This window comes from Methylobacterium sp. GXS13, from assembly GCF_001455965.1.
In the GTDB taxonomy this organism is placed as follows: domain Bacteria; phylum Pseudomonadota; class Alphaproteobacteria; order Rhizobiales; family Beijerinckiaceae; genus Methylobacterium.
On sequence record NZ_LKKO01000062.1, the window covers coordinates 1 to 19,579 of the forward strand.

The 19,579-nt window shown below is 66.4% G+C and carries 16 protein-coding genes; 7 read left to right on the forward strand and 9 right to left on the reverse strand.

Translation table 11 applies throughout. The features are described 5' to 3' along the window. Positions 1-1,307 (forward strand): aldehyde dehydrogenase family protein (locus AO398_RS21340; RefSeq protein WP_058194203.1); only part of this gene is annotated, 1,307 nt, incomplete at its 5' end. Positions 1,308-1,329: 22 nt separating this feature from the next. Continuing rightward, a complete protein-coding gene (locus tag AO398_RS21345; protein WP_058194204.1) occupies positions 1,330-2,085 on the forward strand; it encodes a sulfite exporter TauE/SafE family protein in 756 nt (251 codons plus the stop codon). On the opposite strand, the gene AO398_RS21350 is transcribed toward AO398_RS21345, so the two are convergent. From AO398_RS21350 to AO398_RS21360, 3 genes are all read right to left on the reverse strand, one after another. Then, complete coding sequence (locus tag AO398_RS21350; RefSeq protein WP_058194205.1) at positions 2,059-3,564, reverse strand: PLP-dependent aminotransferase family protein; 1,506 nt, start codon at positions 3,562-3,564, stop codon at positions 2,059-2,061. The genes AO398_RS21345 and AO398_RS21350 overlap by 27 nt on opposite strands. Before the next feature lie 410 nt (positions 3,565-3,974). Next, positions 3,975-4,562 (reverse strand): phospholipase A2 family protein, encoded by a 588-nt coding sequence (locus AO398_RS21355; protein ID WP_058194206.1) that lies wholly within the window; start codon positions 4,560-4,562, stop codon positions 3,975-3,977. A gap of 399 nt (positions 4,563-4,961) precedes the next feature. Then, positions 4,962-5,663, reverse strand: a complete 702-nt coding sequence (locus AO398_RS21360) for a sigma-70 family RNA polymerase sigma factor (protein ID WP_058194207.1) — start codon at positions 5,661-5,663, stop codon at positions 4,962-4,964. Positions 5,664-5,956: 293 nt separating this feature from the next. Between AO398_RS21360 and AO398_RS21365 the strand changes: the two genes are divergently transcribed. Both AO398_RS21365 and AO398_RS21370 read left to right on the forward strand, forming a co-directional pair. Further along, entirely contained in the window at positions 5,957-6,637 is a 681-nt protein-coding gene (locus AO398_RS21365; RefSeq protein WP_058194208.1) for a response regulator transcription factor, read from the forward strand. 34 nt (positions 6,638-6,671) lie between these two features. Beyond that, positions 6,672-7,970, forward strand: coding sequence for a HAMP domain-containing sensor histidine kinase (locus AO398_RS21370; protein ID WP_160329349.1), 1,299 nt, complete (start codon positions 6,672-6,674; stop codon positions 7,968-7,970). A 138-nt stretch (positions 7,971-8,108) separates the two neighbouring features. On the opposite strand, the gene ligD is transcribed toward AO398_RS21370, so the two are convergent. After that, entirely contained in the window at positions 8,109-10,607 is a 2,499-nt protein-coding gene (gene ligD, locus AO398_RS21375) for a DNA ligase D (protein WP_058194210.1), read from the reverse strand. 217 nt (positions 10,608-10,824) lie between these two features. Here ligD and AO398_RS21380 point away from each other — a divergent pair, with 217 nt between their 5' ends. After that, positions 10,825-11,727, forward strand: a complete 903-nt coding sequence (locus AO398_RS21380; protein ID WP_082643389.1) for a Ku protein — start codon at positions 10,825-10,827, stop codon at positions 11,725-11,727. Between the two features lie 403 nt (positions 11,728-12,130). After that, on the forward strand, positions 12,131-12,787 hold the full coding sequence (rnhA, locus tag AO398_RS21385; RefSeq protein WP_058194212.1) for a ribonuclease HI: 657 nt from the start codon (positions 12,131-12,133) through the stop codon (positions 12,785-12,787). A gap of 134 nt (positions 12,788-12,921) precedes the next feature. Here rnhA and AO398_RS21390 read toward each other — a convergent pair whose 3' ends face one another. The 3 genes from AO398_RS21390 to AO398_RS21400 all read right to left on the reverse strand — a co-directional run bounded on the left by AO398_RS21390 (position 12,922) and on the right by AO398_RS21400 (position 15,327). Next, positions 12,922-13,437 (reverse strand): DUF1993 domain-containing protein, encoded by a 516-nt coding sequence (locus AO398_RS21390; protein ID WP_058194213.1) that lies wholly within the window; start codon positions 13,435-13,437, stop codon positions 12,922-12,924. Between the two features lie 356 nt (positions 13,438-13,793). After that, complete coding sequence (locus tag AO398_RS21395) at positions 13,794-14,315, reverse strand: cytochrome P460 family protein (RefSeq protein ID WP_058194214.1); 522 nt, start codon at positions 14,313-14,315, stop codon at positions 13,794-13,796. Next, positions 14,305-15,327, reverse strand: coding sequence for an alpha/beta hydrolase (locus AO398_RS21400; RefSeq protein WP_058194215.1), 1,023 nt, complete (start codon positions 15,325-15,327; stop codon positions 14,305-14,307). The genes AO398_RS21395 and AO398_RS21400 overlap by 11 nt, the downstream gene beginning before the upstream one ends. Before the next feature lie 152 nt (positions 15,328-15,479). Here AO398_RS21400 and AO398_RS21405 point away from each other — a divergent pair, with 152 nt between their 5' ends. Beyond that, positions 15,480-17,054, forward strand: a complete 1,575-nt coding sequence (locus AO398_RS21405) for a winged helix-turn-helix domain-containing protein (RefSeq protein WP_058194216.1) — start codon at positions 15,480-15,482, stop codon at positions 17,052-17,054. Positions 17,055-17,618: 564 nt separating this feature from the next. On the opposite strand, the gene AO398_RS21410 is transcribed toward AO398_RS21405, so the two are convergent. Together AO398_RS21410 and AO398_RS21420 are read right to left on the reverse strand one after the other, a co-directional pair. After that, complete coding sequence (locus AO398_RS21410; RefSeq protein WP_244498842.1) at positions 17,619-18,062, reverse strand: nuclear transport factor 2 family protein; 444 nt, start codon at positions 18,060-18,062, stop codon at positions 17,619-17,621. Between the two features lie 430 nt (positions 18,063-18,492). Then, on the reverse strand, positions 18,493-19,320 hold the full coding sequence (locus AO398_RS21420) for an enoyl-CoA hydratase-related protein (protein WP_058194218.1): 828 nt from the start codon (positions 19,318-19,320) through the stop codon (positions 18,493-18,495). Between the last annotated feature and the right edge of the window lie 259 nt (positions 19,321-19,579).

A 19,579-nucleotide genomic window follows, 5' to 3' on the forward strand; every position in this document is an offset into this window, starting at 1 on the left:
CGGCCGCCCGCGCCGCCGCCCGGGCCTGGGCGCGGGTACCGGCCCGCGAGCGCGGTCGCTTGGTGGCCGAGGGCGGGCGCCGGATCGCGGCGGCCTCCCCGGATCTCGCCCCGCTGCTGGCCGTCGAGACCGGCAAGGCGATCCGCACCGAGTGCCGACCGGAGATCGCCACCGCGGCCGACATCCTCGCGATGTTCGGCGGTCTCGCCACGGAACTGAAGGGCGAGACGCTGCCGTTCAGCCCGGACATGCTCGCGCTGACCACCCGCGAGCCCCTGGGCGTGGTGGCGGCGATCCTGCCCTGGAACGTGCCCCTCGTGCTGATGGCGCTCAAGATCGGTCCGGCCTTGGTCGCCGGGAATACCGTGGTGGTGAAGGCGTCCGAGGAGGCCCCCTTCGCAACGATCGAGGCGGCGCGTCTCCTGGCCGATCTCCTGCCGCCCGGCGTCCTCAACGTGATCTGCGGCACCGGTCCCGCCTGCGGAGCGCCGCTGGTCCGGCACCCGGACGTCGCCAAGGTCACCTTCACGGGCTCGCAGGCGGTGGGCGAAGCGATCTACCGCGAGGCCGCCGACAAGCTGATCCCGGTAAGCCTGGAGCTCGGCGGCAAAAGCCCGATGCTGATCTTCGCGGACGCGGACCTCGACCGGGCCGTCGCGGGCGCGGTGGCCGGCATGCGCTTCACCCGCCAGGGCCAGAGCTGCACCGCCTCGAGCCGGATCGACGTCGATGCCGAGATGCACGACGCATTCGTGGAGCGGCTCGCCGCCGCCGTCGCGAACCTCCAGATGGGCGATCCCCTGGATGAGGCTACCGATATCGGCACCGTGATCAATGCCCGGCAGCGCGCCAAGATCTTGGACTACATCGCAGAGGGCGAGGCGACGCCGGGCGCGCGGGCCGTGCGGTGCGGGCGCCTGCCGGCCATGCCGGACCTCGCCGAGGGCCTGTTCGTCGAGCCGGTCCTGTTCACTGGTCTGACCGAGGACAGCCCGCTCATGCGCGACGAGATCTTCGGTCCGGTCGCCTGCATCGTGCCGTTCTCCGACGAAGAGGCGGTCCTGGAGGCGGCGAATGCGGGTGAGTTCGGCCTCGCCGCGACGGTCTGGACCCGGGACCTGCGCCGGGCGCTGCGAGTGTCGCATGCGCTGGATGCCGGTTATGTCCAGGTCAACCAGAACCTGACGATCCAGCCGAACCTCAGCTACGGCGGCTTCAAGAAGTCCGGCCTCGGCAAGGAGGCTTCCCTGGAGTCGATGCTGGAGCACTTCACCCGCAAGAAGACCATCGTGGTCGACATGCGTTAGGGCGGTGGCCCCTGCACTTCCGATGCCTGAACCGGCATCCCTGATCGCGATCGCGGCCGCGATCTTCGCCGCGGCGCTCATCCGCGGGTTCACGGGCTTCGGGTTCGCCCTGGCGGCCGTGCCGCTGCTCGGCTTCTCGCTCCCGCCGAGCCAGTGCGTCCCGCTCGCCGTCGTCCTCCAGTTCTGCGCGAGCCTGTCCGACCTGCCGCGGGCGCGCCGAACCTGCCATTGGCCCTCGCTCGGTTGGCTCATCGCCGGCACGGTGGTCGGATCGCCGCTGGGCGTCGCTGCGCTGGCGGCGGCGAGCCCGGACGTCGCCCGGCTCGGCATCGCGCTGGTCTGCGGCTGCGGGACTGTCGCTCTCCTGCGCGGCTTTCGCTTCGTTGAGCTTCCGCGCGGCCGTGCGACCCTGGCGGTCGGGCTGGCCGCTGGCCTGTGCAATGGGCTGGCGGCGATGCCGGGTCCGCCCGTAGTCGCCTACTATCTCGCGACGCCTCTTTCGCCGCAGCAGGGACGCGCCTCGTTGCTGGTGTTCTTCCTCGCGACGTCGATCGCCAGCGCCGTCAGCCTCGCGACCGCCGGGCTCTTCAGGGCCTACCTGGCAATCCCGGTGATGATCGGCATCCCGCTCATCGTCGCCGGCAGCCGGCTCGGCGAGGCGCTTCTCAGGCTCGGTGCCGGACGGGGGCATCGGGCCCTGTCGATCCTGCTGCTCTGCACCGTCGCTGTTACGAGCGTGGTGCAGGCGATTTCAGACCTGCTCGGGCATCCCCTGTGATGCCCGGATTCCGGCCTGCGCGACCAGTTCCGCGAGGCGGGTGAGACCCGCCTCGATCCGGTCGGTGCGGATCGAGGCGAAGCCCAGGCGGAAGCAGGCCTGGCCGGCCTTCGGGTCGGCGTAGAAGATGTCGCCCGGCTCGATCAGGACGCCGCGGGCGCGAGCGCGCACGCTGAGATCCCGGGCATTGAGGCCGACAGGCCCCTCCACCCAGAAGCTCGTGGCCCCCGGGTCGCGGCGCCAGCGGAACGCCGGTAGGAGGCGGGGCAGCAGGCCGGCGATCCGGACGGCGCGTTCCTCCAGAACGCCGGCGGTCCGGCGCAGATGCGTGCGGTAATGACCGAGCGCCACGAACATCGCGGTGGCGCGCTGGTTGTTCGAGGGTGGGTGGCGCAGCATCAGCCGCCGCAGCACGCGCAGCTCCGCGATCACGGCCCGGGGCGCCACCACGTAGCCGACCCGCAGGCCCGGGGCGAGCACCTTCGAGAAGCTGCCGACATAGATCACGCGGCCGTCCGTATCGAGGCTCTTGAGGGAAGGGATCTCGTCCGCCAGGGCGAGGTCGGCCTCGTAATCGTCCTCGACCAAGACGACGTCGTGGCGCCGCGCGGCTTCCAGTAGGGCGCGGCGGCGCTCAAGCGGCATCACCGCGGTGGTCGGGCACTGATGCCCCACGGTGACGAACGCCACCTGCCGGCTGGCGAAGGTCGCATCGGGCACGACCCCGTGCCGGTCGATGGCGAGTGTCGCGAGGTGGTCGGTGGCGAGAGTCAGCATGTTGCGCGTATCGGGATAGCTCGGGTCCTCGACGCCCGCCGGCGTATGGCGGCCGACCAGCAGCTGGATCAGCAGCGAGAGCGCCTGCTGCGATCCGATGGTGACCATCACCTCGTCGGCGCTCGCGAAGATGCCCCGCCGCGGCAGCACCTGCAGGCGGAGCTGCTCAACCAGATCGGCATCGTCCTCGTCGATCAGGTCGCCCGCCCAGGCGTTGATCTCGGACACCCCGGAGGCCGCCCGCACGCTCTCGCGCCAGTCGTTGGCCGGGAACAGGGACGGATCGAACTGGCCGAACAGGAAGGGATACGGGTAGTCGAGCCAGTCCCGGGGCTTCGTGATCTGCCGCAGTTGCGCGGGCCGGACCGCGAAGCGCCGCGACCAGGCGATGGTCCGTTCCGGGGAGGGACCACGCGCTTCGGAGACGATCAGATCCGGCGCCAGGAAAATTCCGCTCCGCTCGTGGGAGACCAGAAAGCCCTCGTCAACGAGCTGCTGGTAAGCGTTCACTACGGTGTTGCGGGCGACCCCGAGCAGGGCCGCGAGCTGGCGCGTCGAAGGCATCCGGGCCTCCGCGGTGAACAGCCCCCGTTCGATGGCCGTCACGATCGCCCGACGGATCTGCAGGTGTAGTGCCAAGCCACTCCGATCGAGCTCGCCGAAGAGTTGCGTCCAGGCGAGGGCATGATCGGTGACAGCCATTGCATCCGGCTCCTGCTCGGGGACACGTCTCCCAAGGCAAGGATGGCGCCAGCGGCTCAGGATCGGCGCTGCGCGTCGCGAAGTCCGCTTCGGGGACGGCGTCGCAGCTCTCCGGACGGCAGATATGGGCGCCAAGCCGAACGTCCGGGTTTGCGCCCATCGGCGATCCAGCATGACGCAGTTTGGCCGAAAGCAGAATGACCGCTTCGGAGAAAGTCGGTTGAAAAAGCGGACAGGCTCCAACCGACCCGTGCCAGCCGTGCAGACAGTGATCAGCACTTCCCGAAAGCGGCCATTCGTCGGCGGTCCACCGACTTCGGCTCGGGGTGGTGAGCCGACATTGGGTGTCTGCCCGAAAACTGACATGCAGCTTGGCACCCATCCCGGTCATGTTGAGGCCCTCGAAAGCGTCAGGGCCGGCGACAGTCCATTGCTGCAGTCGCCTCCGTGACGCTGAGGGCCCTGCGCCTCGTCTCCAGCGATGCATCCGGATCATCCGAGACGGAGGCGGCCTCTCGCCTGAGCGCCGCGTCGCAGGTGCAGGAGCTGTACCCGGCGGTGTCGTAGCAGGCGTCGTGGCGCATGCAGGCAGAGTCGAGGGCGTCGATGGGGGGCAGCCCCTCGCCGCGTTGCCCCTTCCCGCAGTAGTTGCCGTGGAACAACTCCTTGCCCGCCGCCACCTTGCCGAGGTCGCCTTTGGGTGGAGCCGGTGCTTCAGCTTGCCCGCTCGGGTTCAGGTCGTTGGCCGGACCTCCCGCCTTGGATCCTGACGACCGCAGCACCTTTGGGATGCTGGAGCGCTCGCTGGGCTCATTCAGGGCTTCAGCAGCACGACCGTTCGGATCGGACAGCTCGGGCAGCGGCGGGGGCGGCCCCTGACGGGGTTCATCCGCCTCGATGGTCGTGGTGGCGACCTCCCCAGTGGCAACCTGCGCCAGAAGGCTTTGCGGGCTGGCTAAGAGCGACAGCCCAAGGAGCACGAGGAGAGAGGGTCGCAAAGCAGGCTCCTGAATTAGGAGCCTGCAATCCGAAGCCCGACAATTCCGTTCCACCGGAGCTCTACGCATCCGCGACTTGTCAGGGACTTTTCCGAGCAATCTTTGTCGAGCTCCAACCGCCGTGAGCTGCCGCACCAAGCCCCGAACCGCGTGGAACGGGAGCAGATTGGCAACAGGTCGATCGCTAAACATCCTGCCGGCCCTTGGGAGCGGGCATACTGGGATTGGGGTGCGAAGGTGCTGGGGCAATCTCACGTCTCAAGATCTCCGCAGCCAATGCGTGAAGCAGGAGGCGCGAGAGGGCCTGCATCTCGCAGGATCCATGGTTTAAGATGGCCCTGTTGTTCGCGATGCATGCATCCGCCATCACATCGAAGCCGTCCGCACCTTCCATCGAAGTCAGGCCCGCGGCTGGCTGTCGAACGACACGCCCAAAGTACCAACAAGGAGGGCGCGGGCCCGACTGACCCGGCTCTTGATGGTTCCGACTTGGCAGCCAAGCTTCGCTGCTGCTTCTTCGTAGGTGTATCCTTCAGCACCGACGAGCAATAACGCTTGGCGCTGGGCGACGGGAAGAGCGTCGATGTTGTTCCACACGATCCTCAGTGTGTTGGCTTCCTCTTGATCCGGGAGTGCTATGAGCCGTCCGGCGTGTTTCCCTTCGGCATCTTCGATTTCTCGCTTGCGCTTCCTCAAGTCCGTGTACAGTTGGTTGCGCATGATCGTGAACAGCCACGCCGTGAAATTCGTGCCCGGCATGAAATGATGCCACTTCGTCCAGGCTCGAACGAACGTTTCCTGCACCAGGTCATCGGCGCGGCTCACATCCCCGCACAAGGAGAGTGCGAAGGTCCTCAGCGCCGGAAGCGCTCTGATCAGGTCGTCCCGAAACTCATTTGCAACGGTGCGTCCCCGACAAGCGAACGCCTTCTCGAAGCGCTCGACGAGCTCGGCCAATCGCGGCGGCAGGGCATTCTGCTCGGTTACGCAAAAGTACTCTTGGAGGGGGGCTGAGAGGCAACCCGGAAGACTCGGGATCAGCTCTGTATCCTCGCAGAGCGGCTCGTTAGTTTGAGGAGATATTCGGTTCAGATCCCACATGCAGAAAGACTTTCGATCTGAATACGTTATTACGGTCATCATCTCTGTGTAAAATTTGCATTTTCTATGATTTCATGTTGACATCTACCTACGTGTCCCTGATCGTAATCGAAAATCGAGCAGTTTTTAGTTCGGCATGCGAGGGTTAATTTTAAATCTTCGCGGATAAATACGTAAGTGGAGCTGCAACTCCCGGTTGATGAGCAAGCCAATTCATCGGGTCGTGGTCAAATTACAAATTCCCAATCTTGGCTGACACGCTTCTCTCGCCGAACCTTAAGGACCGGGGCTTGATGAAAATCCTGGCTGTCGAGGACGATGCCCTGACCCTGGCATTGCTCGTGTCAAGCCTCGGGGAGGCCGGACACGAGGTCGAGCAAGCAGGTGATGGACACACCGGGCTCACGCTCGCGTGTGGGAGGGCCCACGATGTGGCCGTCATCGATCGCATGCTGCCAGGCATCGACGGTCTCGAACTCGTGCGCCGACTGCGCGCCGCGGGCGTCCAGACGCCGGTCCTGTTCCTCACCACGATGGGCGGCATCAGCGACAGGGTTGATGGCCTGGAGGCCGGCGGCGACGACTATCTCGTCAAGCCATTCGCATTTGCCGAGCTGCTCGCTCGCATTCACGCGCTCGCACGTCGACCGCCACTCGGTCGGGTCGAGACAGTCCTACATGCGGCCGGCATCGAGCTGGATCTGGTTACGCGACGGGTCAGCCGCTCCGGACAGACCGTGGATCTACAGCCGCGGGAGTTCAGCTTGCTGGAGTTCCTGATGCGTAACGCTGGGCAAATCGTCACTAGGAGGCAGCTCCTGGAGAGCGTCTGGGGGTTCCACTTCGATCCCAAGACGAACATCGTCGAGACCCACATGAGCCGCCTGCGTGCCAAGCTCAACAGCAATGGTGAGCCGGATCCGATCGGGACGATCCGCGGCGCGGGGTACCTCCTCCATGCGCTCATGGCGTGACCTCCTGCGAAGCGCAGGTTTACGCTTCGCCCTGATGTACACGGCCGCGTTCATGGTCACGGTCGGCGTGATCGGGTGGGTGACGGTTCTCGTGGTATCGGACACGTTGGAGCGCCAGGCACAGCGTGGGCTGGAGAACGAGGCCAGCGCTCTCGTCGATGAGTTTAAGGCCGGTGGGCGGCAGGATCTGGAAGCGGCGCTGGCCGGGCGGTTTGCCAACCCGCTCACACACATTCGTTACGTCCTCATCGGAGTTGATGGCCGGGCACTCCTCGGAGATGAGACGTTACTGCCGTATGGCCGCGATCCCGCGGGCTCTGTGGCGTCGCGAGGCGCCGGTCCACGAACAGCGGCCCGCGCGCTTAGCGACGGCAGCCGCCTCGTGGTGGCCGACGATCTCGCGGATGTGCGCCACGTCGAGGCTGTGATCAGACGTGCTTTCCTGATCGCGCTCGTCATTGCAGGGGCGCTCGGGCTCGGCACGGGGTCCCTGCTCTCCACGGCGCTTTTGCGCCGGCTCGACGCCATCACCCGCACTGCCGAAGCCGTGGTCGCCGGAGATCTGACGCAGCGAATTACGCACACCGGGTCGAAGGACGAGTTCGACCGCCTCGCCGTGACCCTCAACCGGATGCTCGACCGCATCGACGGGCTGATGGTCAACTTGAGGCAGGTCTCCACCGACATCGCACACGATCTGCGCACGCCGCTCTCACGACTGCGTCAGAACCTCGAAACTACCAACCGCCGCGCCGCCACTCTCGACGACTACCGAGTGGCGGTGGAGCAGGCGGTCGAGGAGACCGACAGGATCCTGGACATCTTCTCAGCGCTGCTGCGTATCGCGCAGATCGAGGCCACTACGCTTCGTAAGGGGTTCCACCCGGTCAACCTGTCGGAACTCTTCCACACTGTTGCGGACGCCTACGCTGCTCCGGCAAGCGATGGTGGTCGTACGCTTGCGGCCGACATCACCGCGGATGTCTGGGTCCAAGCCGATCAGGACCTACTCACACAGCTTTTCGTGAACCTAGTCGAGAACGCCCTCCTGCACACGCCGCAGCGCAGCACGGTCACTCTCGAACTCAGCGTACGGGATCGCTCAGTTGTAGCCGCCGTCTGCGACGATGGCCCTGGTATCCCGGCCACGGAGCGGGAGAAGGTACTCCGCCGTTTCTACCGGCTGGAGCGGAGCCGATACGGTCCAGGCAACGGCCTTGGCTTGAGCCTGGCAGCAGCCGTCGCAGAACTGCATGGGGGGCAGCTCACACTCTCGGACGCTCAGCCTGGGCTACGGGCAAGCATCGCATTCACTCGCGAACTTATCCTGTAAGCAACCGCGGGGGCGGCGAATGCCTCGGCCTTCTGATTTGCATCCTCTCGGCTGCCCAGGAGCGGACCCTCCGGCCTTCTGCAATGGGTCGCAAGCAGCCCCTTGCGATGAGTGCCGAGCGCTGGATTTCGACGACCACTAGGTCCGGCGCCGGCACTTTGCAGCCTCCAACGGCCGGGCTGCGCGCTCAAACCCGGCCCAGGGATCGCGATGCAAGGCGGAGAGGCGACCTGGTAGGCTGGCGACGTCGAAGCGCGCGCCGGACCCGAGCAACGGGAGCTCGTCCCAATCGACCGGGACAGATACGGGCGCCCCGGGGCGGGCCCGGGTCGAGAAGGCCGCGACGGCAGTCGCTCCCCGTTGGTTGCGCAGGTAGTCCACGTAGATCCGTCCGTCCCTGGCCTTCTTCGATACGGTCGCGATGAAGCTGCCGGGGGCGTCCTTCGCCATCTCGGACGCGATGCGCTTCACGAAGGCCTTCGCCTCGTCCCATCCGGCCTTCGGTTCGATCGGCACGACGACATGCAGCCCCTTGCCGCCGGTGGTCTTCACGAAGCTGGAGAGGCCGGCCGTCGACATCCGCTCGCGCACATCCAGGGCGCCGGCGACGATATCGGCCCACGCGACGCCGTCGCCCGGGTCGAGGTCGAAGACCAGACGGTCCGGCCGATCCGGATCCGAGGCCCGCGCGCCCCAGGGATGGATCTCAAGGACGCTCGCCTGGACCAGGGCACGGAGGCCTTCCCGATCCTGGATCACGACCGCTTTCTCTCCGTCCACGAGCCGGATGTACCGCTCCTCGAGCCCCGCCCAGGCGTGCTTCTGGTAGAAGCAGGAGCCAAGACCGTTCGGGCACCGGAGGAGCGACAGCGGGCGGTCGATCACATGCGGCAGCATGCGGTCGGCGATCTCCGCGTAGTACGCGGCGAGCCCCTCCTTAGTCAGGCCGACGTCGGGCCAGAGCACGCGATCCGGATGCGTCAGCTTCGCGACCGCCTCCGCGGGCTTCCGCGTCCTTGCCTTCGGCAGCTTCGGCTTCGCCTCCCGGACGACCTCGTCCGGACGCACGTCGGTGCGGAGTGTCTTGAAGGACACGTGCCGGAGCTGGCCGTCGCCCGTCCAACCGCGGAACGTGACCTCGCAGACGAGCCTGGGCTCGACCCAGCGGGCGTTCCGGCGCGCCAGCGGCGGCAGCTCGGCTTCGAAGGACGGCACCGGGATGCGCAGCGGCTCCAGCTGCATCCAGAGATCCTGCGCGACCGCGTCGCGGAAGCCGGTGCCGACCCGCCCGACATGGACGAGAGTGCCGTCCTCGTGCGTCCCGAGGATCAACGACCCCACGGATCGGTTCGCCGTGGTCGACGGCATGAAGCCGGCGACCACGAACTCCTCCGACGAACTGCACTTGATCTTGCGCCAGGCATCGGTCCGGCCCGACCGGTAGGGCGCGTCCGCCCGTTTGGCGACGATGCCTTCCAGGCCGAGCCTGCAGGCGTGGCGCGCCATGGCCTCGCCGTCGGCGGCGAGGTGCTCGCTGAACCGGATGGGGCCGCCCGGCTGGGCGTCGTCGAGGCTTTGCAGCAGCAGATCCTTGCGTTCCATCAGGGGCAGCGCGCGCAGATCCCTGCCATCGAGGTAGAGCAGATCGAAGGCGTAGAAGACAGCCGATCCGGTATCGCCAGCGGCGAGCGCCTGCTGCAGGGCGGAGAAGCTGGAGACGCCGGCCGCCGTCTCGACGACGATCTCGCCATCGACCAGGGCCGAGGGCAGCTTCATGGCCTTCAGGGCCTGGGCCGTAGGTTCGAACTTCGCGGTCCAATCCAGTCCCGAGCGCGTCAGGAGCTTCACCGAGCCGTCCTCGATGCGGGCCTGCATGCGGTAGCCGTCGTGCTTGATCTCGTACAACCACCCGTCGCCGGTGGGCACGTCGTCGACGAGTGTCGCCAGCGCGGGCTCGACGAAGGGCGGCAGGATCGCCTTGCGGGCGCTCTTGGACCGGCTCGCCGGCGGCTTCGTCTTTCGTTCCGCCACCACATCGGCGCGGGCAGCGCTATCGGCTCTCACGGCCCCGCCGTCCGCGAGATCCTGGTTGGTCCGCCCAGACAGGACCGAGGCCTCTTGCTCGACCAGGATGTCGCCGTCGCGGCGGGCGTGCTCGTCGTCGACCTTCATGAGAAGCCACGGCTGCTTCTTCTCGCCGCCGCGGCCCTTCATCCGCACGAGGTGCCAGCGGCCCGCGAGCCGCTCGCCGTACAGGGCGAACTCGAGGTGGCCCTTCGCTAGCGCGGCGGCCGGATCGCCGACCGGCTCCCAGGCCCCGGTGTCCCAGACGATCATGGTCCCGCCGCCGTACTGGCCCTTCGGGATCGATCCTTCCCAGGCCAGGTAATCGACCGGGTGATCCTCGGTCATGACGGCGAGCCGCTTCTCGGCGGGCGACAGGCTCGGTCCGCGCGTCACGGCCCAGCTCTTCAGCACGCCGTCCATCTCCAGACGCAGGTCGTAGTGCAGGCGCCTCGCATCGTGCTTCTGGACGACGAATCGCGCCTTCGCCGCCTTGCGGCCGCGCTTCCCCTTGGGCTCGGGGGACGCCTCGAAATCCCGCTTTTCCCGGTACGGTTTGAGAAGCTCGGTCATCGCTTGGAGGAAACGGGACCGGTCGGATCGGGTTCCTGGGCGCGCAGGGGCGGAGGCGGGATGGACGAGGGAACTACAATAGTGGCCAAGTTATCCACAGGCGTGCCTGTGGAGGAACGAGTCGAGTTGGACTCTCGTTGAACCGTCAAGCTCCCGATACGCCGCATTACGGCTGCATCGAGGGGCGGCAATACTTCGACGGACACAGGAGAGCGACGTGGCAGCCCGCGCCAACTGGAAAGGTCATCTTCGACTTTCACTCGTCTCCTGCGCGGTCGGACTATATCCGGCTGTCAGCTCGTCGAGGGAGCTGAAGTGCCATACGATCAACCGCGAGACCGGAAACCGCCTCAAGCAGCTGATGGTCGACTCCGTCACCGGCGACACCGTCGATCGCGACGATCAGGTGAAGGGCTGCGAGATCGCCAAGGACGAACTCGTGCCGGTCGAGGACGACGAGCTCAGCGAGATCGCCCTGGAAAGCACGCACACGATCAACATCGAGGCGTTCTGCAAGCGCGAGGAGGTCGACGAGCGCTACCTCGACAAGCCGTACTATCTCGCGGCCGAGGACAAGGTTTCGCGTGAGGCCTTCGCCGTCATCCGGGATGCGATGAAGAAGAAGGGAATGGCCGGGCTCGGGCGCATCGTCATCTACAAGCGCGAGCGAGTGGTCCTGCTCGAACCCTACGGCAAGGGCCTGCTCGCGACGCTGCTGCGCTACCAGGACGAGGTTCGCTCGCCGACGGCGTACTTCGAGGAGATGCCCGACGGCGATCCGACGGCCGAGATGCGGGCGCTCGCCGAGGAGCTGATCGCGCGCTCCACCCGGAAGTTCGATCCCTCGAAGTTCGAGGACCGCTACGAGGAGGCGCTGATCGCCCTGGTGAAGGGCAAGGCGCCGAAGCCGGCGAAGGGCAAGGGCAAGGCAAAGGCTGGCACGCCGAGTTCCGGCAACGTCGTGAACCTGATGGAGGCCTTGAAGCGCAGCATCGACTCCGAGAAGGGCGGTTCGCCGACGAAGGCGCGGCCGCGCAAGACGGAGACGAAGCCCTCGACGCCCGCGAGGAAGCACGTTTCGGGCAAAACTACCGCCGGCAGGACCCGAAAGGCTGCTTGACCGGCCGTCTGTCCGGCCGGCGAACCGCCGAGGTTGTTGCGTGCTAGTCTAGATGGACCGTGACGGTTCCAAGGTAACGGCTGCCAGCCTGTCCATCATCGACCCAACTCGGCCGTACGAGACGACGTCGTTGTTTCCGGAAAGCGGACGTAAGCCCCTGCTCTCGCGGACGGAAGGAAATGGCCGAAAGCCGCTAGCCCGCTTCGGAGAGGGTCGACCAGAAAAGCGGATACGCCGTTTGCCCCACCCCGCCGACGTAGACCTACTACGCATCGCCGTAGAGCAGTCGGCGAGCCCTTTTGCGTCCTCAACCGGCCCGGGGACAGATACTATCTGTCAGCTAATTTCGGGCACCGATGGCAGCCTCCCATCGACCACCCCGCAAGGAAGGGCTGACGCCACGATGCGCACGATCGTTTATGCCGATGGAGGCTGCGACCCTAATCCAGGGCCAGGCGGTTGGGGGGTCGTCGTTGCGGCTCCGGAAGGTACGGTCGAGTTGTGCGGCGGAGAGCCCGGCACCACGACCAACAACCGCATGGAGCTGATGGCAGCGATCAAGGGCCTCGAGCATTTCCCGGCCGGGGCCGCGATCGAGATGCGGTGCGACAGCCAGTACGTCGTCAAATCCGTGACTGAGTGGATGCGCGGTTGGAAAGCGAAAGGCTGGCGCACGACGACGGGGGACGTGAAGAACGTCGACCTCATGACGCGCCTCGACGAACTCAACGCGGCGCGCGACGTGAAATGGACCTGGGTCCGGGGGCATGCCGGCGACCGTCTCAATGAGCGCGCTGACGCTCTCGTCCACCAGGGTCGTCGCGAAGCCAAGCTTGGCAAGCTCGAGTCGCGAAACAGTGCTGCACCCATACCTGCCCCGACCGTCGCACCAGCTTCGCCGAGCCAGGGTGCCGCCTTGCGCATCGATCTTGCGCTTGGCCTCCAAGTTACTCGGGCCGCGAAGGCAGCGGGTGTCACGCCCGACGCTCTGGTCGACGATGCGATCCGCTTCTACCTCGCGATTGGGCCCAGCGAGGTCGCACGCATGCGATCGAGGTAAGCATAGTCATCCCGTCCCCGGAATCCGCTCATCCCAAGCACAAGATCGGTTCGTTCGATGCCCCGTCGCCGATGCCTGGGCACCCGGCCGGGATGGATCCTGAACAGGGCCAGGCCGACGCCCGACGGGTTCGCTTACTTCGCAACCTGGATGTTCGGCGGAGCGAGGTGCTGGAGAAAGTCCGGCTTGCCGAGGGGCACCCCGGCACTGCGCAGGATCCCGTAGGCGGTGGTCACGTGGAAGAAGAAGTTCGGAAGTGCGAATCCGGTGAGATAGGCCTGCCCCGTGAAACGGTATCCCGTGCCGTTCGGGAACTTCAACTCGACTTCGTGCTCCGCGCCCGAGGCAGCAGCATCGACGCTTTCAACGAAGGCGATGGTCCTCCCGCAACGCTCCTTCAGTTCGGCGAAACTGGCCTCGACATCTGGCATCGTGGGCGCCTCGATCCCGGCGATCTGCGCCACGGCGTTCTTCGCACTGTCGGAGGCCATTTGATGCTGGGCCGGCAAGGGCCGCATGTCGGGGGCGAGTCGGCAGGGGAGTAAGTCGGCCTCGGGCTTTTCCGATGCCGCCTTGTCGAGCCAAGCGCTCATATTGCGAAGCGCGTTCACGAAGACCGGGACGCTGACGTCGTGGATGCTGATGCTCATCAGGAATGGCTAAGGCACCTGCACTTTCGGCTCAGTGAGAATGCGCACACGGCGTGAGCCCCCCGTCGCGGAGTTCGTGGCGTTGAAGTCGGTCAGTGAAGGTCCGCTGAGAGAGCGTGTCATTGCAACCCATGCCAACTCTCCGGACGGCCGTCGGTGCTTCCCAGACGTAGCCGTTCATCGACCGTGCGGTAACTTCGACTCCAAGTTGGAAGCGGCTCCTGAGGGCTCGCCCGCGAGCGGGCGTTCCATTTCGTGGCTGAGGGATCTGCGCAGATTGCCGAACATGACGGCAGCCCACCATCTCGCCTCGGCCCGGGGACGACCCATTCTCAGCCGCCTTAGCCGCGCGCCCCTCATCGCGCATACCGCGTGAAGACGAAATCGTGGTTCCTCACCCGCGCCTCGTGGCAGGCGAAGCAGGTTTGATGCTGCACCTCGTCCACCGGTTGGCCGTCGATGAAGCGGCCGAATCCCCAGCCGCCGGTCGCGGCGTAACGCTTCGCGTCCTTGACCATGACCTGCACGGTCGTGGCCCGGCCCGGCACCGTCGCCGACTCGAACTCCGCCGACGGCATCCGCTCCCAGGCCAGCTTCACCAAGACCGTCCCGTCCGGGAAGGGCAGCGTGCCGTCCCGGTAGGCCGCCACGGCGCGGTCGTTGCCGACGACCGCGCGCAACTCGTTCAGCGGGGCGTCTTCGAGCGCCGGAGCGATCAAGCGCCAGTCACGGTAGCCATCCGGAATGGTGACGCCGTAGATCGGCGCGGCGGGCTTTCCGCTCTCGTCCACCGCCCGGGCGGCCGCGACGAGAAGGCCTGACGCGGCGCAGGCCAGGAGAAGGGCGCCGTGTCTGCGGAGACGACGGTCAGGAGGCATCGACGTCCACCACGGCCTGCGCGAAGGCTTGTGGGGCCTCCTGCGGAAGGTTGTGCCCGATGCCGCCGGTGATCGTCCGGTGCGCGTAACGCCCGGAGAATTTTCCGGCATAGGTAGCGGGGTCGGGGTGCGGGGCTCCGTTCGCGTCGCCTTCCAGCGTGATCGTCGGCACGCCGATCTTTGGCGCCTCCGCCAAGCGTGCCTCGAGCGGATCGTAGCGCCGCTCGCCGTCGGCGAGGCCCAAGCGCCAGCGGTAGTTGTGGATGACAATGCTGACGTGGTCCGGATTGTCGAAGGCCGCCGCACTCCGCGCGAAGCTGGCATCGTCGAATTGCCAGCGCGGCGACGCCGTCCGCCAGATCAGCCGGGCGAATTCCGTGCGGTTGGCCTCGTAGCCCGCACGGCCGCGGCTGGTCGCGAAGTAGAATTGATACCACCAGGAGAGCTCCGCCTTGGGCGGCAGTGGCTTCTTGCCCGCCTCCTGATTGCCGATCAGGTAGCCGCTGACCGACACCAGGGCTCGGCAACGTTCCGGCCAGAGCGCGGCGACGATGCAGGCGGTCCGGGCGCCCCAGTCGAAGCCGGCGAGAACGGCCTGACGGATGTCGAGGGCGTCCATCAGGGCGATGACGTCGACCGCGAGCGCCGCCTGCTGGCCGTTGCGCACGGCGTCAGAGGCCAGGAAGCGCGTCGTGCCGTAGCCGCGCAGGTAGGGCACGATCACCCGGTATCCCGCCGCAGCGAGGACCGGCACGACTTCCCTGAAGCTGTGAATGTCGTAGGGCCAGCCGTGGAGCAGGATCGCCGCCGGGCCGGAGGGATTGCCGGCTTCGAGATAGCCGACGCGCAGGAGGCCGGCCTCGACCGCCTTGAGCGGCCCGAACGCGGCGCCGGCGCCCGATCCCGCCTGCGCGCGCGCTGAATTGACCAGGCCGCATTCGGCGACCGCGAGGGTGGCAGCCGCGCCGCCGAGAAGGCGGCGGCGGTTCTGGTTGATGGTTTCGGACGGCATGGGCACATCCCGCAGCTGGCGTATCGATGCGCTGGACACTACTCTAACCGGCCGCGAGCCGCTTTCAGATGCCGTGGAGTTACCCTTCAGGACCTCTTGATTTTCGGCGCTGCACGGCCCTGCTGAGCCGGCCTGATCGCTGAGGCGGCCGCGTGATCTACCAGTTCGAGCCCTTCACCCTCGACACCGCCCGGCGCGAGCTCAGGGAGAGGGGCAACCTCGTCGCCCTCGAACCGCAGGTCTTCGATATCCTCGCCCATCTCATCGCGGCCCGCGATCGCGTGGTCAGCCGCGACGATCTGCTGGAGGCGGTCTGGCACGGCCGCCTCGTGTCGGAAGCGACGATCAGCAGCCGGCTGAACGCCGCGCGCGCGGCGGTCGGTGACACGGGCCTCGACCAGCGCCTGATCCGCACGCTCCCGCGCAAGGGCGTGCGCTTCGTCGCCGCGGTGCAGGAGTTGGCGGAGCTCCCGCCCGAGCCGATGGCGGAGACGGGACCCGACGCCGGCTCCGCCTGGCGCGCGGGATCGCGATTGCCGGCCGTCGCGGTCCTGCCCTTCACGAACATGAGCGGTGAGCCCGAGCAGGACTATTTCGCGGACGGGATCTGCGAGGAGATCATCACGGCTCTGTCGCGCATGAGCGGCCTGTTCGTGATCGCCCGCAACTCCTCCTTTGCCTACAAGGGTAAGGCGATCGACGTGCGCCGGGTCGGCGAGGAGCTCGGCGTCGGCTACGTGCTCGAGGGAAGCGTGCGCCGCAGCCGCGACCGGCTGCGCATTGCGGGACAGCTCGTCGATGCTGCCTCGGGCGCCCACCTCTGGTCGGACCGGTTCGACGGTGACCTGCAGGACGTTTTCGAGCTGCAGGAGCGGGTCGCCGGCAGCGTCGCTGCTGCGATCGAGCCGACCCTGCAGCAGGCAGAGATCGGTCGCCTCGGCCGCACGGCCCCCTCTCGGCTCGATGCCTACGAGCTTCTGCTGCGGGCCAACGCCCACATGTCCGAGTTCACCGGCGCCGGGATGGGCGAGGCCCTGACCTGCCTGGGCGAGGCCCTGATCGTCGAACCGGGTTATGCCCCCGCGATGGCCGCGACAGCCTATTGCCGCGCGCAGTGCCACTTCCAGGGCTGGGCCGAACAGGACGACCAGGCCCGCACCGAGTCCGTCGACCTGGCTTGGCGGGCGGTCGAGCTCGCGCCTGGCGACGCGCAGGTGCTGTGGATGGCAGCCTTCGCGATCTGGAACATGTCCGTGAGCGGGCGTGGGCGGGCGCGGGACCTCTTCCGGCGCTCGCTGCTCCTCAACCCGAACTCCGCGATGGCGTTGACGCTCGCGGGCTGGATCGAGGCGATGTGCGGCAATGGCAGCGAGGGCCGTAGCATGGTGGTCCGCGCGCAGCAGCTCAACCCGCGTGATCCGCGCGGCTGGCTGATGTCCGGCGTGATGGCAGTTGCCGACTTGATCGACGAGAACGACACCGGTGCGATCGGTTGGGCCGAATTGGCCCTCGGGCAGAACCGCCGTTTCGCCGTGGCCCTGCGCGTGCTCGCGGTCGCCAATGTTAGGCTCGGGCGGGTGGATCGCGCACGGGCGGCTGTCGACGACCTGCTCGCCATCGAGCCGACCTTGACGATTTCGGGCTTCTTCGCCCGCATCCCCTTTCCGCTAGAGAGGACAGCGAAGATCTACGCCGAAGCTCTGGCGATCGCGGGCCTACCGGCCTGATCGCCAAACGAGCCTGAGCCGACATGCAATGGTCTACAAAGGGCGTCCAACATTGGTCGGATCGCACCCGAATCGAAAACGCCCGAACGGATCGATCCAACGTTCGACAATCAGATCGTCCGGCCATCTGAAATGGGTCGACACCGGACGGTCAGCCCCCCCTGAACTGAACGTCCGCTTCTGGGCCTAGAGCCTACTTCCGATACTGGCGCGATCCAAAGACGCAATCCAACCGTTGCTACGTCTGCTTCAGAGCATTCCTAGAAACGGGCGAAATGACCGAGATGGGCCCAGAGCCGAACGACTGGTTTTGCGCTCATTGGCGATCCGGCATGACGTAGTCTGGCCGTAAGCGGAATGGCTGGTTCGGAGCAGGGCCGCTGGAAAAGCGGACGAGCTCCTACCGACCCGACCCGGCCACCCGAACCGCCGTCGCTGCTTCTCCGAAGCGGTCATTCGTGAGCCGTTCAGCGACTTCGGCTTCGGATGACAAGCGGACACGGCTTTCAGTGCCAATGCGGATGTTCTTATTCTGGAGGGAGTCGGCTTTAGCTAACGATCGGATTAGCGGCAGCTTCTTCGAGGGCCGGCCCGAGCTTGGATGGCAAGTCCTCGTTCCGCGGCCTGCGAACCGAAATATTCCTCAATCGAAACGACCTTGTCCCACCGCAAGCCGAAAACATGGACGCCCTTGTTCACGTAAGAGCTTTGACCATCAAGAAGACTGGCCTTGGCGCGCCACTTGGCGAACACTGTGGTATTCCACGGCCAGCCCTTTACTTCGACCTGATCGACGTCGATGCGGAGATTCGGGAACACGCGTCCCATTCGCTCGAACCACTGCTTGACCGATGACTTTCCGTGTCGCTCGCCCCCCAGCGCATGATCTCCGGCAACCCAGTGGTACGCGTCTGGTGTCAGGCCCTTCACGGCATCATCCCAGCGATGGTTGTTGACATCATCGAAGCTCTTGCGGATCGCCTTTTCCACAATGTAGCCGTAGATCATCCTTGTCTCCTGACGCCCGGTCATAGCCCGTCGGCCGCATGCGGGACATGCTACATATATAGATTATTTCTATAATTTATAATGTCAAGGCATCCGCACGTGCGCCGAGGGTGGACCATTCGAGGATCGTTTGAGGTCGCAAGCAAATGGCGCGATTCCGATACAGAGACGTAAGGGCGGTCGCGACAGTTCCGGTGTATCGTCCTCCGCCCGGCACACATCGTCGAGACCGAAATCCCGATGGTGAGGCATTCAGCCCACGACCGTGACCCGGCGCATCGTTTGCCGTGGGACGTTATGGTGCGCCTGGGTCTGGAATCCGGGAGCGCCCACGCGGAGGCGGGCTCCGACGGTCATCGCGTCGTCGGCCCCGGCGACCTCTCCGGGGCGTGGTCCTGCGAAGCGGTTCCCTCGATGTCGGGGTAAGCGATCATCGCCCCTTGAACAGCGGCGTCCGCCCCTCGGCCTCGGCCTTCCACCCTTCGAGGAAATCCTTGGTTCCGTAGAGGGCGCGGTACTGCTGGGCGAGGTTGGAGAAAGCCGCGCCCTCCGCCTGGCCGACCGTGACGTGGGCCGAGGCCAAGGTCGCCTTGATCCCCAGCGGACCGCAGCGGGCGATCCTGGCCGCCTTGTCCAGCCCGAGGTCCAGGGCGGCGCGTGGGTCCGGGGCGATCTCCTGCACCAGTCCCATGCGTCGCGCCTCCTCGGCCCCCCAGTGGTCGCCGGTGAGCATGTTACACATAGCATTGCCCCAACCGGCCTCGCGCGGGAACCGTACCGTGGAGCCTCCCCCCGGAAAGCATCTGTGCGTGTTCTCGTCCTGGGCAAAGCGCGTGTCGGCCGACGCGACGCGGATGCCGGCGACCAGGAACAGCTCGTGGCCCATGTTCCAGGTGTCCCCATGCACGACCGCGACAAGCGGTTTGCTGAGGGGTGCGCGTCGTCCCAGAGGGTCGATCCCATCGGCATCGGGTGCCCGGGCCTTTCCGGTCCTGAGCACCTCGGTGAAGGCGTCGACGTCGATCCCGCGTGAGAAGCTCTCGCCGTGCCCGAACAGCACCGCGGCGCGAAGTCCGTCGTCGGCATCGTACGCCGCGTAGGCCCGCGCCAAGGCGCCGAACGCCTCGGGATCGACCCGGTTGTGAACGTGGGGCCTGTTCAGGCCGATCAGGCAGACCTCGCCGCGTCGCTCGACCGTGACCTTGCTGTCGGGCGGTGGGAGACTCGGGCCGTCGAGCCTCCGCTCCGAGGCTTGCACGCTCTCGACTGGCCTACCAGGGGCAAGCAGGCCCGACGTCCCCCGACCAGGGAGGACATGACGACCGCACGTCGCGACGGTCGGGACACTGGCACTGACATCGGCAACACCCTGCGTTTCGAGGACATTTTATCGCCCGGGGCTTCGCTGGCTTGCCCGTTCGAGGTCCGAAACCGCATCCCGGTCGAATTCCCGCCAGGCAAGCACGGAGGCCATTGACGATAGATTGAGATCATAATAGATGATGATCGTAATATCA

What these genes read in the sequence shown, in the direction of transcription:
- rnhA (WP_058194212.1), top strand. Translation starts at nt 12,131, where the DNA reads ATGCGCACGATCGTTTATGCCGATGGAGGCTGCGACCCTAATCCAGGG.
- AO398_RS21410 (WP_244498842.1), bottom strand. Translation starts at nt 18,062, where the DNA reads ATGATCTACGGCTACATTGTGGAAAAGGCGATCCGCAAGAGCTTCGAT.
- AO398_RS21390 (WP_058194213.1), bottom strand. Translation starts at nt 13,437, where the DNA reads ATGAGCATCAGCATCCACGACGTCAGCGTCCCGGTCTTCGTGAACGCG.
- AO398_RS21360 (WP_058194207.1), bottom strand. Translation starts at nt 5,663, where the DNA reads ATGTGGGATCTGAACCGAATATCTCCTCAAACTAACGAGCCGCTCTGC.
- AO398_RS21350 (WP_058194205.1), bottom strand. Translation starts at nt 3,564, where the DNA reads ATGGCTGTCACCGATCATGCCCTCGCCTGGACGCAACTCTTCGGCGAG.
- AO398_RS21400 (WP_058194215.1), bottom strand. Translation starts at nt 15,327, where the DNA reads ATGCCGTCCGAAACCATCAACCAGAACCGCCGCCGCCTTCTCGGCGGC.
- ligD (WP_058194210.1), bottom strand. Translation starts at nt 10,607, where the DNA reads ATGACCGAGCTTCTCAAACCGTACCGGGAAAAGCGGGATTTCGAGGCG.
- AO398_RS21370 (WP_160329349.1), top strand. Translation starts at nt 6,672, where the DNA reads ATGTACACGGCCGCGTTCATGGTCACGGTCGGCGTGATCGGGTGGGTG.
- AO398_RS21345 (WP_058194204.1), top strand. Translation starts at nt 1,330, where the DNA reads ATGCCTGAACCGGCATCCCTGATCGCGATCGCGGCCGCGATCTTCGCC.
- AO398_RS21395 (WP_058194214.1), bottom strand. Translation starts at nt 14,315, where the DNA reads ATGCCTCCTGACCGTCGTCTCCGCAGACACGGCGCCCTTCTCCTGGCC.
- AO398_RS21365 (WP_058194208.1), top strand. Translation starts at nt 5,957, where the DNA reads ATGAAAATCCTGGCTGTCGAGGACGATGCCCTGACCCTGGCATTGCTC.